Source organism: Glycomyces buryatensis, assembly GCF_004912275.1.
GTDB classification, from domain to species: Bacteria; Actinomycetota; Actinomycetes; order Mycobacteriales; family Micromonosporaceae; genus Glycomyces; species Glycomyces buryatensis.
Window position 1 is genome coordinate 1 of record NZ_STGY01000073.1, and the last position, 16,661, is coordinate 16,661.

Below are 16,661 nucleotides of genomic sequence, written 5' to 3' on the forward strand. Positions count from 1 at the left end.
CGACTGCTGTACCAATTCCATATCTCTGTGCGTACCTCAATACTACTTTTACGACAAAACCCGATCCACTTACGACAAAGAGACGCCGGTCACATCCGCCCCGTGGAACGGTTGCGGCACAACACCTCTCGCCACGACCGCCACCGGGACCGCACCGCACGATCGCACCCCCGCACCCCGCCATCCCGCCACGCCTCCGACCCTCCCCCCTCCCCGCGGACGGGCACGGAGGCCGCGCCCGTCCCCACCGCTGCCGTCGCCGATGCCTTTAGCGCAGAACGACCCTCCACTGGCACCGCCCCCGCCAGCGCCCCCACCCCCAATGCAGGCCTCCCCAAGCGCCCCACGCACACGCACGCACCCGCACCCGCACCCGAGGGCGCTCAGTCGAAAGCCCGATGCCCCATCGAAGGGGAAGTTTCGGGCCTTGGCCTAGAAGCCCGGTTCGCCGTTGCCGCCGCCCAGGATCCGGGGATTGCGTTCGATGATCGACAGAACCTTGTCGGCGAGGTCGGCCGCGCCGAAGTCGATCTGCGAGCGCACCCGCTCGGTCATGGTGGTCCACTGCCGGGTCAGGCCCGGGCGCTCCTCCAATGAGTCCCACATGAACTGAAGGTCGTGGCTGGTCCGCGAACCGGGGGACCACAGATGCAGCAGATGGTCGACGACCGGACGCAGCGTCTGCAGGGTGTGCCGGGAGTCCTCGCCGATCTTGGATCGCTGGATCCGCTCCTGGACTGCCGTCAGCAGCCAGTCGTGGACCGCCAGATCCTCTGCCGCAGAGGCGAGCTGTTCGGGGTCGACGGCACCGGTCGTCATGCTCATCCGGCGTCGGTCGCCGTCGACGAGGCGGAAGGCGACCTCCGAGACCATGCCGGGTTCGGCGATGGCCGCCCAGCGCACCCGCTTCGCACCGGTCTTGATCGGCGGGCGCTGGTCGAGGTGCTGCCAGGCCAGGACATCGTGGATGGAGTGCTTGGCGATGGCGGCGGTGTCGAGCAGGCCGGTGCGGTCGCGGCGGGCGTCGGCGTAGAGGAAGCCCCGGGCGAGGCGCCCCGCGTCCAGGTTCCCGATGGGATTGACCTTGCCGGGCCGCGCCAGGTAGTACGACCAGGGCATGCGGCGGGGCTGGTACTGCGCGGTGATCGCGGTCCAGGCCGACCCCTGGAGGAGGTGCCCGCCGGTGAGGACGGCGCGGGAGCAGACCGTGCCGACTCCGCGCACGGAGCCGTTGTCGGCGGCGGCGTCGGTGACCCTGCCGTCGTCCCGGGGCCCTTGCGGCAGTTTGCAGTCGACGCCGTGCAGCAGCGTCGGCGAGGCGGTGTGCGGAACGGGCCGCGCCCACTGGACGACGCTCTCACCGACGGCGAGAGCGAGCGCCTGCCGCGCCTGTTCGGGAGTGAGCGGCCGCGAGTGCGGCAGGAGCGCGGTGATGATCTCCCCGACGACGAGCATGGACGGACCACTTCCCTTCAGACGCGGTGACAACCGAAAGCGGGTAAGTCGGCGGTTCGGCCCGGTCGGCCTGGGGGACCGGTGCGTCCCGGGGTCGGGATGCGGCGCATTAGCGTTCCCGGTGTTCGGTGATCGCCAGTCCGTGACCGTCGGGGTCGCGGAAGGATGCCGCCCGCATCTCGTAGTTCTGTCCCAGCAGCGCGGTGCGCGGCAGGTGCAGGAACTCGACGCCGGCCTGGTTCATCTCGGCGAACGCCGCGTCGATGTCGCCGACCTCGAAAGTCAGGTGCATGACGCCGGTCTCGCCGGGTGGCGCGTCCGCGCGTTCCCACAGCAGGATCTTCCCGAACCCGGCGTCGAGCATGGCCGCCTCGTCCGTTCGATCGGTGATGGACAGACCGAGTGCGTCCCTGTAGAACTCGATCGACCGTTCCAGGTCCGCGACCACCAGGGTGGCGGCGACATCGGTGACGTCGGTGCCGTCGAGGCGCTGCTCGGACAGCAGCAGCTCGGCCAGTCCGTCGGGGAGCGAGGCGCCGTGTTCGGGGGAGATGCGCTGGCGGGGAGGCGTGGGCGCCGACCTGAACGCGGACGCCTCTTCGATCGGTGGCGGCGACGAGAGGTCGAAGGCCATCCCCGGATCGTCGGCGTCGAACCCGCCCGAAGCGGCCGTGGTCACGGGTTCCGGCGGCATCGCCTCAGACATCATCTCGAGTTCGTCGACCGGCCCGGCCTCGGATTCCGACAATGGACCGGTGACCTGCTCGATCACGATCGGACGCCGAGGTGTCTCGGCCGCAACCACTTCCCCAATGGGCTCGGCCGCAACGGGCTCGGCCGGACCGGGCCCAGGGTCGGCCGGGACGGTTTCCGGGGGAGGTTCGACCCCGCCGGCCTGCTCGGGAACCTTGGCCTCGACTCCCGGCGCCGGAGCGGGTTCCGGACCCTTCGGCTCGGGCGGCTTCGACTGGGCTGCAGGAGCCTTCGCTTCGGGAACCGGCGGCTTCGACTCAGTTGTGGGACCCTTCGGCTCGGTCGCGGGAGCCTTCGTCTCGGGCTCGAACATGTCGTTCAGGGCGTCGAGGGTGGCCGTCCGCTGGTCGGGGGCCGGTTTGGGGCGCGGAGGGTCGTCCTCCACGATCAGGTCTTCGAGCTTGTGCTGGCCGATGTTCGGCGGTGCGGGCACCGGCGCCGGGAAGCGCCGCGCCGAGAATTCCACGGTGATGAACGCGATGCCTCCGGCCAGGCACAGGAACGCCAGCACCGCGACGCCGACACTTTGCGCGCCGATCGACATGGAAGCGAAGAAGAACGACAGAATCAGTAAAGTGAATGCGCCGACCGCGTAGGAGGTGCGCCAGCGAAGCCGCCTGTCCCCGTTGAGGACCGTGCCGATCGCGTCGCCGCCCGCGGAGTGGTGCTGGGCGGCGTGCAGCTGACTCGTCGCGGTGTGGTTGGCGGCGAACCAGCGCAGTTCGCGCTGGCGGCGCTGCTGGTCGAGCATGATGCGTTGCTGCCGTAGCTGTTCGGCACTGTTGGGGCGGCCTTGCTGCTGTTTGCCGCGTTGCGCGGGCGCGGCCTTACGTGCGGTGCCGGTGCGCGGTTTCGCGCCACCTTTGGCTCCGCCTTTGCCTCCACCCTTCGCGCCGCCTTTGGCCCCGCCTCTGGCGGCTCCCTTGGAGCCGCCCTTGTTATTCGCGGCTTTGGGAGCCTGCCGCGGTGCTGGTCTGGGGGGCTGCCGCATTGCCGACACCTCATCCACAACTGGGAAACCGGGTTTCACCGTGAATGGTACGTGGGTGAGGCAAGGCGCACAACGTCGCTTAGTATGACGACGAAATCCGACAGTTACTTGAAGGAGTCGCCGTGGCCGAGCAGCGCACGCTCGTCTTGATCAAACCCGACGCTGTGAAGCGCGGGCTCATCGGCGAGGTTCTCGCCCGTCTGGAGCGCAAAGGGCTGCGGGTGGAGCGGATGGAGCTGCGCACGATGAGCTCCGAGCTCTCCGACGCCCACTACGCCGAGCACGTGGACCGGCCGTTCTACCCGGGCCTGAAGGCGTTCATGACGTCCGGTCCGCTGGTGAGCCTGATCGCCGTCGGCGACGAGGCGATCCCGGTGGTGCGGCAGCTCGCCGGCGCCACCGACGGCCGCAAGGCCGAGGCCGGGACGATCCGCGGCGACCTGTCGCTGTCCAACCAGCAGAACCTGATCCACGCCTCCGACTCCGAGGAGTCGGCCAAGCGCGAGATCGACCTCTGGTTCAGCTAGTCAGAGGCACGTTAGGCGGCGGCTCCGCCTTCGAGGGCGGTGAGGTCGGCGGGGGTGTCGATGTCGCCCGCGTCGCCCGGGCACGGCACCTCCCGGACCAGAGCCGCCTTGGCGGCCAGGTAGTTCCGGGCGCCGCGGTCGCCCGCGGCGTCGGCCGCGATGCCGTCGAAGTGCTTTCGGGAGAAGAACATCGGGTGGCCCCGCTCACCGTCGTAGGTGGCCGCGGCGAGCTCCGCGCCGTCGTCGGCGGCCGCGATGAGGCGCCGCACCGCCTCGGGCCGGATGTGCGGCAGGTCGACGAGGGTCACCACGACACCGTCGTACCGTTCGGGAATGGCCGCGAGCCCGGCCTGGAGCGAGGTCGACATGCCCTGGCCCCAACGGCGATTGAGCACCGGCGTGAACGGCTCCTTCGCGGCCCCCATCGCCTGCTCCGCCTGGGCGCCCAGCACGGCCAGGACCTGGCGGCACCCGCCCTCGCGCAGCGTGGCGACGGCCCGGTCGAGCAGGCTCCGCCCGTCGTATTCGACCAGCGCCTTCGGCTGTCCGAACCGGCGTCCCGCGCCGGCGGCCAGGACCAGTCCTGCGTAACTCATGCATCTCCCTCTATTCGAGGCTCACCGCGAGTGCCAGATCCATGCGGTCCAGCGGATTGCGCAGGTCGCGTCCGGTGAGCTGTTCGACGCGCCGCATTCGGTAGCGGACGGTGTTGACGTGCAGGTGGAGGCTCGTCGCGCATTGGCGCCAGGAGCCGTCGCATTCGAGGAACCGCCGCAGGGTCGGCAGCAGGTCGGAGCGGTGGCGGGCGTCGTATTCGATGAGCGGGTCGAGCACCCGGGTGCGGAAGGCGCGGCTGACGTCGGCGGGGACGGCGGCGAGGAGCATCCGGTGGGAGACGAGGTGGTCGGGCTCGGCGACGTCGACGCAGCCGGGGCGCGGCTTGGCGAGCGCGGCGGTGTGGCGGGCCTGTTCGAGGGCGCCGCGCAGGGACTCGGGGGAGCGGACCGGGTCGGCCAGGCCGACGCCGATCGCGCCGGCGCCGCCGAACGACAGGATCTCGGCGCAGCGGCGGGTCCACTCCACCAGGCGGGTGCGCTCCGTGGGCGCCCCGGCGGGCCCCGAGAGGACCGCGATCGTCTCGGCCCCCTTCGTGGCCCAGGCCGCGACCGGCATGTCCAGTGGGTCCGAGTCCTCGTCGTCGCCGCACGCCAGGGCCTCGGCGATGACGACCTCGCGCCGTTCGACCGGTTCGCCGGTCGCGACGATGACGGTCATCGGCTCGTCCAAGGGGAGTCCGGCGCGGCGCAGGGCGTCGTCGTCGGTGCCCGCACCGGCGATGGCGGCGATGAGTTCGGTGTGGCTGGCGGGCCGGATGGCCGGGTCGTCCAGCTCGAGCATGAGCAGCGCCGACAGCTGCTCGGCGACCAGGCGACGCTCGGGCGGCCACTGGGTGTGGTCGTCATCGATCACCAGGAATCGGCCGGTGTGAATGGTCGAGCCGATGCCGAAGACCGAGTAGCAGCGGTGCCGGTCCAGCGTGACGCGCTGCGGCAGGCGTTCGGCGGTGTGGGCGCGGGAGACGACCGTGGCCCGGTCGGGCTCCGACAGCGGGAGCGAGCCGCGAATGGGCCGCCCGGTGGGGGACATGACCAGGCACTCCATGCCCAACTCGTCGTGGATGAGTTCCAGGATCTGCCCGATGCCGTCGGCGGCGATGAGCTGGCGGTGGCGGTCCAGGAGCGAGGCCAGGTCGCCCGAGCGCCCGACCGACAGCCGCTGCACGATCCGCTCGGTGATCTCCGCGAACGCCACCGCCGCGTCGACCGAGAACAGAGGCAGATCATGCGCCTCGCAGGCATCGACCAGATCGGTTGGGACGGTGTGGAAATCGGGGTGGTCGCCGGCGCCGAGCGCGGTGACGCCGGCGGCGATCAGGTTGCGCACGAACGTATCGGAGTCGTCCCGGGCCCTGCGCCACATCATCCCGGTCAGCACCAGTTCGCCGCCGGAGAGGTAGCGGCGCGGGTCCTGGAGGTCGGTCGGGACGACCCAGCGGATCTCCCGGTCGAGGTGGTGCGTGCCCGAAAGCAGGGTCAGCCCCAGCTCGGGCATCTGTAGCAGGGAGCGAAGTCTCAAGGTGACCCCCAGGGGTTCCGGCGCCTACGGCGGCGCCGTTGTCGCTAAAAACCCACGATAGCGCTGCTCGCGAAGCCGACTTGGATGATCCTCCAGCATTTAACGAATGCGAAATCAAGGTTTCATAGCGTGCGACAGTGGCCCGGACCGCACCAGTCGGCTTCACTGGTGCGACAGCCTGCGCGCGGCCCGCGGGCAGAGCACAATGAGACCGATGCAGGAGGCGCCGATGTGGACTCTCGGGGAGTTCAACACCCTGGCGGCCGACGCCGTCACCGAAGGCCTGTTGGCCTGCTGCGCTTCGGCACAGTGGGCCCGGAAGGTCGTCTCCGGACGGCCGTACGGGACCCTCGCCGCGCTCCTCGCCGCAGCCGGAGCGGCCTTCGACGAACTGGACGAGGCCGAGATCGAGGTCGCCCACGCCGCGCACCCCCGCATCGGCCGGCCCGTCCAGCCGGCCGGCACCGGGCAGCGGACCGGGGCGGCCTGGTCCCGCGGCGAGCAGTCGCGGGCCCTGGCCTCCGGCGAGGCCGTGCGGGCCGCGCTGGCCGATGCGAACCAGGCCTACGAGCACCGGTTCGGCCGGGTCTTCCTCATCTGCGCGACCGGCCTGACCGGCGAAGAGATCCTGGCCGAGGCCAAGCGCCGCTTGGGCAATGACTCCCAGACCGAGGCGTACGAGGCCTCCGTGCAGCTGCGCAAGATCGTCCTGCTCCGACTCGGAAAGGCGGTGCGGGCATGAGCCAATTGTCATCCCACGTGCTCGACGCGGCCCATGGCCGTCCGGCCGAAGGCGTCCGCCTGACCCTCTCCTGGCAGGAGGAGGAAGACGGCGAATTCGTGGCGGTCCGCGAAGGCGTCACCGACGCCGACGGCCGGATCGGCGGTTGGCCGATCCTGTCCGGGCTCCACCGCCTGCGCTTCGACACCGGAACCTGGTTCGCCGAGCGCGACGTCGAGAGCTTCTACCCCGAGGTGGTCGTGGCCTTCGCCGTGGACGACGAGGCCCAGAACTACCACGTTCCGCTGCTGCTCAGCCCCTTCGCGTACTCGACGTACCGGGGCAGTTGAGCGGCGAGGTGCCCTTTCCGATCCCCACCACCCGAACTGGAGCGTTCTCTGTGTTTTCCTTGGGCGGCAACAACTACGGCAAGTCCGGCGTCCGGCTCGTCAGGGTCGAGCGCGAGACTCCGCGCCACGCCATCCGCGACCTGACCGTGCACACCGCGCTCTCCGGCGACCTGGACGCCACCCACTTCACCGGCGACAATGCGAACGTCCTGCCCACCGATACGCAGAAGAACACGGTCTACGCCTTCGCCCGCGACGGGATCGGACCGATCGAGTCCTTCGCGGAGCGCCTGGCCCGCCACTTCGTGGACCGGGCCGAGCCGATCCGCACCGCCCGCGTCCAGATCGAGGAGCAGGCCTGGTCGCGACTGGGCGACCACTCGTTCTCCCGCGGCGAGGGCGGCGAGCTGCGCACCTGCGAGGTCGTCTACGACGGCGAACGCGTCGAAGCGGTCGCCGGCCTCAGGGACCTCCTCCTGCTCAACAGCACCGACTCGGAATTCGGCGGATTCCTGGTCGACGAGTTCACGACCCTGCCCGAGACCTCCGACCGCATCCTCGCGACGGCCGTCAACGCCCGGTGGACCTACGTCGGAGCAACCGAGGACTTCGACTACGACCGGGCCTTCGCCGCCGCCCGGGGAGCCCTCCTGGCCGCGTTCGCCGGCACCTACTCGCTGTCGCTGCAACAGACCCTCTACGCCATCGGCGAGCGCATACTGGAGGCGATCCCCGAGGTCGGCGAGGTACGGCTGTCGCTGCCGAATCGGCACCACTACCAGTTCGACCTCGAACGATTCGGCATAGACAACCCCGGCGTGGTCTTCCAGGCCGGGGACCTGCCCTACGGACTCATCGAGGGCACGGTCCGGAGGGAGACGTCATGACCGCGCTTCGAGCGGCCGGGGCGGTTTCGACCGACCGACCGATCATCTTCTATCGGCCGACGGAAACCGCCGACGCGCTGCGGTTCCTGGCCGAGCGGCCCGAGGCCGTCCCGGTCGCCGGCGGCACCGACCTCATGGTCGGCGTCAACTACCGCCACATCCGCCCCGAGGCCATGCTCGACCTCACCGCGATCGTTGAGCTGTGCACCTGGACCGACGAGGGAACGGCGATCCGCATCGGCTCCGGCGTCCCCTACGCCCGGATCGTCGCCGAACTCGCCACCGCACTACCTGGACTGGCCGCAGCCTCCCGCACCGTCGGCTCCCCGCAGATCCGCAACCGCGGCACCGTCGGAGGGAACCTCGCCACCGCCTCACCGGCCGGGGACGCGCATCCGCCGCTGCTCGCGACCGGCGCGAACATCGAGATCGCCGCACCCGAGGGCCGTCGCACCGTCGCCATCGACGACTTCTTCACCGGCCCCAAACGCTCGGTGCTGCGCCCGGGCGAGATCATCACCGCCGTGACGGTGCCCAAGGCCGCCGGCCCGCAGCAGTTCCTCAAGGTCGGCACCCGCAACGCCATGGTGATCTCGGTCTGCGCGTTCGCGCTCGCCCTCGACCTTGATCGCCGAACGGTCGGCACCGGCATCGGCTCGGCCGGCCCCACCCCGCTGCGCGCTCTTCCCGCCGAGGAACTCGAACTGCCCTGGGCCGCACCCGCAGGGCTCACCGACGCGACCGTCGAACGCTTCGGCGACCTGGTCGCGGCGGCCGCCCGGCCGATCGACGACGTCCGCGGCACCGCCGCCTACCGCCGCCACGCGCTGGCCGTGTGCGCCGCACGCGCGCTGCGCCGCACCTGGCGGGCCGCCTTCGAGGAGAGGAGCGCCGAATGGAACTGAAACTGCACATCGACGGCGAGAACGTGACCGCCCAGATCGACCGGCCCGGGGAGAGCCTGCTGCAGACGCTGCGCGACCGGCTCGGCCGCACCGGCTCCAAGAACGCCTGTGAGCAGGGCGAATGCGGTTCCTGTACGGTCCTGCTCGACGGCGATCCGGTGTGCGCGTGCCTGGTGCCGACCGCCGGTTGCGAGGGCCGCGACGTCAAGACCGTCGTGGGCGCCGTGCCGAAGCCGGTGCGGGACGCGTTCGTCGCGTGCGGCGCGGTCCAGTGCGGCTTCTGCACCCCGGGGCTGCTGGTGAGCGTCGCGGACCTTCTTGCACGCGAGGACGACCCGTCCGATCCGCAGATCCGGGAGGCGCTGGCCGGGAACCTGTGCCGCTGCACCGGCTACGAGAAGATCATCGACGCGGTCCACCACGCGGCGGAGGCCTCCAGATGAGCCCGATGGTCATTGAGAACGCGGCCATCGCGACCGTCGATGCCCAGAGGCGCGAATACGACAGCGGCCACATCGTCATCTCCGGCGGCCGGATCACCGCCGTCGGCCCCGGTCCGGCCCCGGATCTGCCCGGCGCGCACCGCATCGACGGCGCCGGCTGCCTGGCGACGCCCGGCCTCGTCAATACCCACCACCACCTCTACCAGTGGGCGACCAGGGGTTACGCGACCGAGCACACCCTGTTCGAATGGCTGGTCGATCTCTACCCGGTGTGGGCCCACCTGCGGCCCGAGCACGTCGGCGCCTCCAACCGGGCCGGGCTCGCCTGGCTCGCCCTGTCCGGGTGCACCACCGCCGCCGACCACCACTACGTCTACCCCGCGGGCCAAGCGGCCGACCTCATCGACGTGCAGGTCGCGGCCGCCGCCGACATCGGCGTCCGCCTCCATCTGGCGCGCGGATCGATGGACCGGGGCGCCTCCGACGGCGGGCTCCCGCCCGACCACCTGGTCGAGGACATCGACGCCGCCCTCATGGCCACCGCCGAGGCGGTCGACCGCTACCACGACCCATCGCCGGAATCCATGCTGCGCATCGCGGTCGCGCCCTGCTCGCCGTTCTCGGTCTCCACCGACCTGCTGCGCGAATCGGCGGTCCTGGCCCGCGAGAAGGACCTGCGGCTCCACACCCATTTGTGCGAGACCCTCGACGAGGCCGAATTCTGCCAGAGCGTCCACGGCTGCGACCCCGTCGAATACATGGACTCGCTCGGCTGGCTCGCTCCCGACGTGTGGCTCGCCCACGCCGTCCACCTCTCCGCCGACGCCCAGAAACGCTTGGGCCACACCGGCACCGGCGTCGCCCACTGCCCGTCCTCGAACGCCCGGCTCGGCACCGGACTGGCCGACGTGCCCGCCATGCTCGCCGCCGGCGTCCCGGTCGGCCTCGGCGTCGACGGCGCCGCCAGTCAGGAGGCCGGACACCTCGGGGAGGAACTGCGCCAAGCCGTCTACACCGCCCGCCAACTCGCCGGACCGCACGCCATGAACGTCCGGACCGCACTCGAGCTCGGTACCATCGGCGGCGCCCGAGTCCTGGGGCGCGAAACCGAAATCGGTTCGCTCGAAACCGGAAAACAGGCCGACATCGCACTGTGGCAACTTGACGGACTGGGACACGCCGGCATCGCCGACCCCGTCGCCGCGCTCGTGCTCGGCCCGCCCGCGCCGCTGAAACTGCTCACGGTCGCAGGCCGGAGCGTGGTCGAGGACGGCACGCTCACCACCGCCGACACCGGCGAACTCGCCCGGAACCTGCGCAGCGCCAGCGCCCAACTGAGGGAGGCCGTCGATGCCTGAGCCCACACCGCTTCCGACCCCAACGAGCAATGCCGTCGGCCAATCCGCGATCCGGGCCGACGCGCTGCCGAAGGTCAACGGGGACTTCGATTACGCCTCCGACCTGGCCGCCGAGGGCATGCTCTGGGGACACACCCTGCGCAGCCCCCACCCCAAGGCCCGCATCCGCTCGATCGACACGGCCGCCGCCGAAGCGATGGCCGGAGTCGCGGCCGTCCTCACCGCCGCCGATGTCCCCGGCAAACGCACCTACGGCCTCATCGAGGACGACCAGCCCGTCCTCGCCGACACCATGGCGAACTACCAGGGCGAGCCGGTCGCGATCATCGCCGCCACCGATCTCGACACCGCCCGCCGCGCCGCCGACGCCATCACCGTCGACTACGAGGTCCTCGAACCGCTCTGCGACCCGGCCGAAGCGGTCCGCCGCGGCGAGTACTTCCGCCACCAGCCGCTCCAGGTCGGCGACCCCGACACCGCCACCGCCGCCGTGGTCGTCGCCCGCGAATACGTCGTCGGCATGCAGGACCAGGCGCCGCTCGGCCCCGAGTCGGGTCTGGCCCTGCCCCGCCCCGACGGCGGCGTCGACCTGCGGGTCGCCACCCAATGGCTCCACTCCGACCAGGAACAGATCGCACCTTGCCTGGGCCTGAAGGAATCACAGGTCCACCTGGAGATGGCCGGGATCGGCGGCGCCTTCGGCGCCCGCGAGGACCTGTCGGTGCAGGTCCACATGGCAATGCTCGCACTGGCCACCGACAAGCCGGTCAAGATGATGTACGACCGGGCCGAGTCATTCCTCGGCCACGTCCACCGCCACCCCGCTCGCATGCGCTACGAACACGGCGCCGACGCCGAGGGGCGCCTCGTGTACGTCAGGGCCCAGATCGTGCTCGACGGCGGCGCCTACGCCTCCACGACCGACGCCGTCGTCGGCAACGCCGCATCACTCGCGGTGGGGCCCTACGAGGTCGAGCATGTGGCGGTCGAGGCCTGGGGCACGCGGACGAACAATCCGCCGTGCGGGGCGATGCGCGGCTTCGGCGGCGTCCAGACCTGCTTCGCCTACGAGTCCCAAATGGACGCACTGGCGGAGGAGCTGGGCCTCGACCCCCTCGAAATCCGCCGCCGCAACGCCATGCACCAGGGCTCGAAGCTGATCACCGGTCAGGTCGTTCAAGAGCCTGGTATTGACGTACCGAACGAGAACGCACCCTTCTCACCCCTGGTCGACCTGCTCGACCGCTTCGCCGCGATCCCGGCCCCGGCGATCCCGGCCGGGCGAGACATCATCGAACTGCCCGGCGGAACCGGCAACACCACCCACGGCGAGGGCGTCGTGCGCGGCGTCGGCTACGGCGTCGGCCTCAAGAACGTCTGCTACTCCGAAGGCTTCGACGACTTCTCCACCGCCCGCATTCGGCTCGAACTGGTCGACGGCGAACCCGTCGCCTACGTCCACACCGCCGCAGCCGAAGTGGGCCAAGGGCACCAGACCATCCAGGCGCAGATCGTCCGCACCGAACTGGGCATCGACCGCGTCGAACTGCTCCCGGTCGACACCAAGGTCGGCTCCGCCGGATCCTCCTCCGCCTCCCGCCAGTCCTATATGACCGGCGGCGCCGTCAAGGCCGCCTCCGAGGCCGTCCGCGAACTTTGGGCCACTCACGATCTCGCCGACGGACCCATCGAAGCCACCCGCGAATTCCGCCACCGACCCACCAAACCGATGGACCCCGTGACCGGCCAAGGCGACTCGCACGTCCAGCTCGCCCTGTGCGTCCACCGCGCCACCGTCGACGTCGACATCGAGCTCGGACTCGTCAAGGTCGTCGACCTCACCTGCGTCCAAGACGTCGGCAAGATCCTCAACCCGATCGCCCTCGAAGGCCAGATCCACGGCGCCAGCGCCCAAGGACTCGGCCTCGCCGTCATGGAGGAGATGATCGTCGACGCAGGAGTCGTCAAGAACGCCTCCTTCACCGACTACCTCATCCCGACCATCCTCGACATGCCGCCGATGCGGCTGGAGATCGTGGAGAACGCCGACCCGGCCGCGCCCTACGGGCTGCGCGGCGCCGGCGAACCACCGACCCTCTCGTCCACGCCCGCCATCGTCGCCGCGATCCGCGACGCCACCGGCCTGGCGTTGACCCACGTCCCTGTCAGGCCCGAACACCTGACACGACACCTGGTGAGGCAGCCATGAAAGAAATCGCCACACAACTGCGCGACTGGATGCGGGAGGGACGCCCGTTCGCGCTGGCCTCCCTCGTCGGCGTCTCCGGCTCCGCGCCGCGACCACTCGGCACCGCGCTCGCCGTCGACGGTCGAGGAGCGGTCGTCGGCGGCGTCTCGGGCGGCTGCGTCGAGGCCGCCGTCTACACCCGCTGCCAGGAAATTCTCGAATCCGGGCAGGCGGCGGTCGAATCGTTCGGCTATTCCGACGAGGACGCCTTCGCGGTCGGCTTGACCTGCGGCGGATCGATGGACGTCCTCATCGTCCGGGTCGAGGCGGACGACGCGGCCATCGCCGCCGCCCTCGACGCGATCATCGCGGGCGAGGCGGTGACGCTCTACCGCGCCGTCGAAGGCCCCGATCTCGGTGCGGCGCTGGCGATCGGCGGCAACGGCTTCACCGGGACGCTCGAAATCGGCGCGGCGGACCTGCCTGCCACGTCGGGCCGGGACGGGCGATTCGCCGTCGAGGTCTACGCACCGCCGCCCCGGCTGCTCGTCTACGGCGCGGTCGATTTCGCCGCCCCCGTCGCCCGGGCCGCGAAGTTCTGCGGCTTCGATGTGACGGTGTGCGACGCCCGGTCGGTGTTCGCCACCGAGCTGCGCTTTCCCGACGCCGACCGGGTGATCGTCGACTGGCCGCACCGCCACTTCGACAAGACCACGGTGGACGAACGCACGGCCGTGTGCGTTCTGACGCACGACGAGAAGTTCGACATTCCGCTGCTCGAACGGGCGCTCGTGTCCAAGGCCGGGTACGTCGGCGCGATGGGATCAAGGCGCACGCACCAGGAACGGCTCGCGCGGCTGCGGGAGAACGGCGTGACCGAAGCCGAGCTCGCCCGCCTGCACGCCCCGATCGGCCTCGACCTGGGCGGACGGACCGCCGAGGAGACCGCGCTGTCGATCCTGGCCGAGATCGTCGCCGTCCGAAACGGCGCGAACGCCGGCTTCCTCACCACCTCCACCGGCCCTATCCACCACTGACACCACCGCATCGGACCCGCCGGAAGCCGACATTTCGGCGGGCCGAAGCACCGGCCAGCACAACTCATCTACCAGCATCGGAGGCGACCATGGTCCACATGTTCCTGAACGGCGGCGGCATGAAGGGCGGCAACCTGCACCACCTCATCGGCGGCGCCCCCTTCGTCGGGCCTGCCAAGACCCTGCCGATCTACCGCCTCCACTCCGTCGGCGACGACCACCCCGCCCTCGAACCCGCAGGAGAGGGCACAGGCGAGGGCGCCACCATCGAAGGCGAGCTGTACGACATCGACCTGCGCGTCCTGCGCGAATCCCTGCTTCCCGCCGAACCGGCCGACCTCGAACTCGGCGTCGTCGGCCTGGCCGACGGCACCGAAGCGCTCGGGATGCGGCTGCGGCGCGAATGCTCCGACCTGCCCGAACTCATCGACATCACCGCGTACGGCTCCTGGCGGGCCTACCTGGCCTCCAAGACCGATGCGTCATGAGCCCCATGTCGGTTGACAGCGACATCTCCGCGCCGGTCGTCTACGACCTGGTGATCCGCTCCCGGCGGACCGTCCTGCCCGACGGCGAACGACCGGCCGCCGTGGCCATCGCGGGCGAACGCATCGCCGTCATCGGCGACTACGACGACGCCATCCCCGCCCGGCACACCGAGGACCTCGGCGACACCGCCCTGCTGCCCGGCCTGGTCGACACCCACGTCCACGTCAATGAGCCGGGCCGCACCGAATGGGAAGGCTTCGCGACCGCCACGCGCGCCGCCGCCGCGGGCGGGGTCACCACCCTCATCGACATGCCCCTCAACAGCCTCCCGCCGACCGTCGACGCCGCGGCGCTCGACGTCAAACGCGCGGCGGCCAAAGGAAAGACGTATGTGGACGTCGGCTTCTGGGGAGGAGCGATCCCCGGGAACACCGATGAACTCAAGGGCCTGCACGAGGCCGGAGTCTTCGGCTTCAAATGCTTCACGGCACCAAGCGGAGTCGACGAATTCCCGCCGCTCGACGCCGCCCAGATCAGACAGGTCTGCCAGGTCGTGGCCGAACTGGGCACCGTGCTCCTCGTCCACGCCGAGAACCCCGACCACCTGCACGAGACCGAAGCGGCACCTGACTTCGACACCTTCCTCGGCACCCGGCCGCCCGAGGCCGAGACCAGCGCGATCCGCACCGTCATCGACATCGCCCGCGAGACCGGCGCGCGAGTCCACATCCTGCACCTGTCGGCGGCCGAAGCCGCCGGAGCGATCTACGAGGCCTGGCTCGAGGGCGTCCGCATCTCGGCCGAGACCTGCCCGCACTACCTCACGATCGCCGCCGAAACCGTCCCGGACGGAGCGACCGAGTACAAGTGCTGCCCGCCCGTCCGCGGCGAAGCGAACCGGGAAGCGCTGTGGCAGAGACTCATCGGAGGCGACATCGACTTCATCGTCTCCGACCACTCACCGAGCCCGCCGAGCATGAAATCGGGCGACTTCGCCACGGCCTGGGGCGGCATCTCCTCGATCCAACTGGGCCTGTCGCTGGTGTGGAGCGAGGCGCGGCTCCGGGGCCTGACCCTGTGGGACGTGGTGCGCTGGATGGCGAAGGAGACGGCCGATTTCGCAGGCCTGGAGCACAAGGGCCGCATCGCCGCCGGTGCCGACGCCGACCTGGTCGCGTTCGACGCGGACCGCGAATGGCAGGTCCGCGCCGAAGACCTGCACCACCGCCATCCGATTACCCCGTACGCGGGCCGGACCCTCCACGGCCAGGTGAGCGCGACCTGGCTGCGAGGCAAGAAGATCGACACCGAATCCGCCCCAAGAGGACGCCAACTGCGGCGTCCGCGACAGCAAAGGAGCCGGACATGACGCTCACCGCCCAATCGGGAGGCACCGGCGCGGACTTCACCGCGCTCCCCGACCTCGCCGCCCGCGCCCTCGGCGGCGCCGTCCTCGCCGCGAACGACGAGTCCTTCGCCGAGAAGGAAAGTCTCGTCCGGCCCTACCCCGTCGTCCACCAAGCCCACACCTTCGGCCACAAGGGACAGGTATACGACGGCTGGGAGACCCGCCGCCGCCGCGAGGACGGCCACGACTGGGCCATCATCCGCCTCGGCGTCGGCGGCACGATCAGCGGTATCGTCGCCGACACCGCCTACTTCACCGGCAACTACCCGCCCGCTGTCTCCATTGAGGCATGCACCGTCGACGGCCACCCGTCCGTCGCAGCGCTGCAAGCGGCCGAATGGACCACGATCGTCGCCCCAGCGGCGGCCAAGGGCGACAGCAGAAACGAATACGAAGTCGAACCGGATCGACGCTTCACCCACGTCCGGTTGAACATCCACCCCGACGGGGGAGTGGCCCGCCTACGCGTCCACGGAACCCCGATCCCCGACCCATCCGGCTTCGCGGACCTGCCGCTCGACCTTGCCGCATTGGTCAACGGCGCCATGGTTACCGATGCATCGAACACGTTCTACTCCAACCCGACCGGCGCCATCATGCCCGGCCTGGCCGCGAGCCAGGCCGACGGCTGGGAGACCGCGCGCCGGCGCGCGGAGGGCAACGAATGGCTGGACGTGGCGCTGGCCGGGCGCGGGATCATTCGCGTGGCCGAGCTGGACACGACCCACCTGAAGTACAACGCGCCGGGCTGGGCCTCGATCGAGGCCTTCGACGGTGAGGAGGAGTTCGAACTCCTGCCGAAGACGGTCCTTCAACCCGACACCCCGCACCGCTTCATCCTCGAAAGTGCCCGGCCCGCGACCGCGGTGCGGCTCAATATCTTCCCCGACGGCGGCATGGCGAGGCTGCGGCTGTTCGGCAGGCTGACGGCGGAGGCGCTCGAGGAGATGCGGGAGCGTTTCGAGGGGACCAAATAGAGGAATCGCCACGGCCCCCAGAGGCGAACCGAATCC

General features: G+C 70.4%; 16 protein-coding genes. 12 read left to right on the forward strand and 4 right to left on the reverse strand.

Going from position 1 to position 16,661, the window contains the following annotated elements:
* Positions 1 to 432: 432 nt before the first annotated feature.
* Both FAB82_RS22225 and FAB82_RS22230 read right to left on the reverse strand, forming a co-directional pair.
* Positions 433 to 1,455: an SCO2521 family protein gene (locus FAB82_RS22225; protein WP_136536757.1), complete on the reverse strand. Its 1,023-nt coding sequence runs from the start codon at positions 1,453 to 1,455 to the stop codon at positions 433 to 435.
* Positions 1,456 to 1,564: 109 nt separating this feature from the next.
* A complete protein-coding gene (locus FAB82_RS22230) occupies positions 1,565 to 3,199 on the reverse strand; it encodes a glyoxalase/bleomycin resistance/dioxygenase family protein (protein WP_136536758.1) in 1,635 nt (544 codons plus the stop codon).
* A gap of 122 nt (positions 3,200 to 3,321) precedes the next feature.
* Here FAB82_RS22230 and ndk point away from each other — a divergent pair, with 122 nt between their 5' ends.
* Positions 3,322 to 3,726: a nucleoside-diphosphate kinase gene (gene ndk / locus FAB82_RS22235; RefSeq protein WP_136536759.1), complete on the forward strand. Its 405-nt coding sequence runs from the start codon at positions 3,322 to 3,324 to the stop codon at positions 3,724 to 3,726.
* 11 nt (positions 3,727 to 3,737) lie between these two features.
* Here ndk and FAB82_RS22240 read toward each other — a convergent pair whose 3' ends face one another.
* Both FAB82_RS22240 and FAB82_RS22245 read right to left on the reverse strand, forming a co-directional pair.
* Positions 3,738 to 4,322, reverse strand: coding sequence for a nucleotidyltransferase family protein (locus FAB82_RS22240; RefSeq protein WP_136536760.1), 585 nt, complete (start codon positions 4,320 to 4,322; stop codon positions 3,738 to 3,740).
* Between the two features lie 10 nt (positions 4,323 to 4,332).
* Complete coding sequence (locus tag FAB82_RS22245) at positions 4,333 to 5,862, reverse strand: PucR family transcriptional regulator (RefSeq protein ID WP_136536761.1); 1,530 nt, start codon at positions 5,860 to 5,862, stop codon at positions 4,333 to 4,335.
* 214 nt (positions 5,863 to 6,076) lie between these two features.
* Between FAB82_RS22245 and uraD the strand changes: the two genes are divergently transcribed.
* The 11 genes from uraD (at position 6,077) to alc (ending at position 16,625) form a co-directional block, all read left to right on the forward strand.
* On the forward strand, positions 6,077 to 6,604 hold the full coding sequence (uraD, locus tag FAB82_RS22250) for a 2-oxo-4-hydroxy-4-carboxy-5-ureidoimidazoline decarboxylase (RefSeq protein WP_211116776.1): 528 nt from the start codon (positions 6,077 to 6,079) through the stop codon (positions 6,602 to 6,604).
* Positions 6,601 to 6,933: a hydroxyisourate hydrolase gene (gene uraH, locus FAB82_RS22255; RefSeq protein ID WP_136536762.1), complete on the forward strand. Its 333-nt coding sequence runs from the start codon at positions 6,601 to 6,603 to the stop codon at positions 6,931 to 6,933. Before uraD ends, uraH begins: the two co-directional genes overlap by 4 nt.
* Before the next feature lie 50 nt (positions 6,934 to 6,983).
* Positions 6,984 to 7,820 carry a factor-independent urate hydroxylase gene (pucL, locus tag FAB82_RS22260; protein WP_136536763.1) on the forward strand — a complete coding sequence of 279 codons (837 nt, stop codon included), beginning with the start codon at positions 6,984 to 6,986 and terminating at the stop codon, positions 7,818 to 7,820.
* A gap of 41 nt (positions 7,821 to 7,861) precedes the next feature.
* Complete coding sequence (locus FAB82_RS22265) at positions 7,862 to 8,725, forward strand: FAD binding domain-containing protein (protein ID WP_168801735.1); 864 nt, start codon at positions 7,862 to 7,864, stop codon at positions 8,723 to 8,725.
* Complete coding sequence (locus FAB82_RS22270) at positions 8,716 to 9,168, forward strand: (2Fe-2S)-binding protein (protein ID WP_136536765.1); 453 nt, start codon at positions 8,716 to 8,718, stop codon at positions 9,166 to 9,168. The genes FAB82_RS22265 and FAB82_RS22270 overlap by 10 nt, the downstream gene beginning before the upstream one ends.
* Positions 9,165 to 10,526, forward strand: a complete 1,362-nt coding sequence (locus tag FAB82_RS22275; protein ID WP_136536766.1) for an 8-oxoguanine deaminase — start codon at positions 9,165 to 9,167, stop codon at positions 10,524 to 10,526. Before FAB82_RS22270 ends, FAB82_RS22275 begins: the two co-directional genes overlap by 4 nt.
* A complete protein-coding gene (locus tag FAB82_RS22280) occupies positions 10,519 to 12,735 on the forward strand; it encodes a molybdopterin cofactor-binding domain-containing protein (RefSeq protein ID WP_136536767.1) in 2,217 nt (738 codons plus the stop codon). Before FAB82_RS22275 ends, FAB82_RS22280 begins: the two co-directional genes overlap by 8 nt.
* On the forward strand, positions 12,732 to 13,751 hold the full coding sequence (locus tag FAB82_RS22285; RefSeq protein ID WP_136536768.1) for an XdhC family protein: 1,020 nt from the start codon (positions 12,732 to 12,734) through the stop codon (positions 13,749 to 13,751). Before FAB82_RS22280 ends, FAB82_RS22285 begins: the two co-directional genes overlap by 4 nt.
* Before the next feature lie 89 nt (positions 13,752 to 13,840).
* Positions 13,841 to 14,239: an allophanate hydrolase-related protein gene (locus FAB82_RS22290; RefSeq protein ID WP_136536769.1), complete on the forward strand. Its 399-nt coding sequence runs from the start codon at positions 13,841 to 13,843 to the stop codon at positions 14,237 to 14,239.
* Positions 14,240 to 14,244: 5 nt separating this feature from the next.
* Positions 14,245 to 15,609 carry an allantoinase AllB gene (allB, locus tag FAB82_RS22295; RefSeq protein ID WP_136536770.1) on the forward strand — a complete coding sequence of 455 codons (1,365 nt, stop codon included), beginning with the start codon at positions 14,245 to 14,247 and terminating at the stop codon, positions 15,607 to 15,609.
* Positions 15,606 to 16,625, forward strand: a complete 1,020-nt coding sequence (gene alc / locus FAB82_RS22300; RefSeq protein ID WP_136536771.1) for an allantoicase — start codon at positions 15,606 to 15,608, stop codon at positions 16,623 to 16,625. Before allB ends, alc begins: the two co-directional genes overlap by 4 nt.
* Positions 16,626 to 16,661 lie beyond the last annotated feature (36 nt).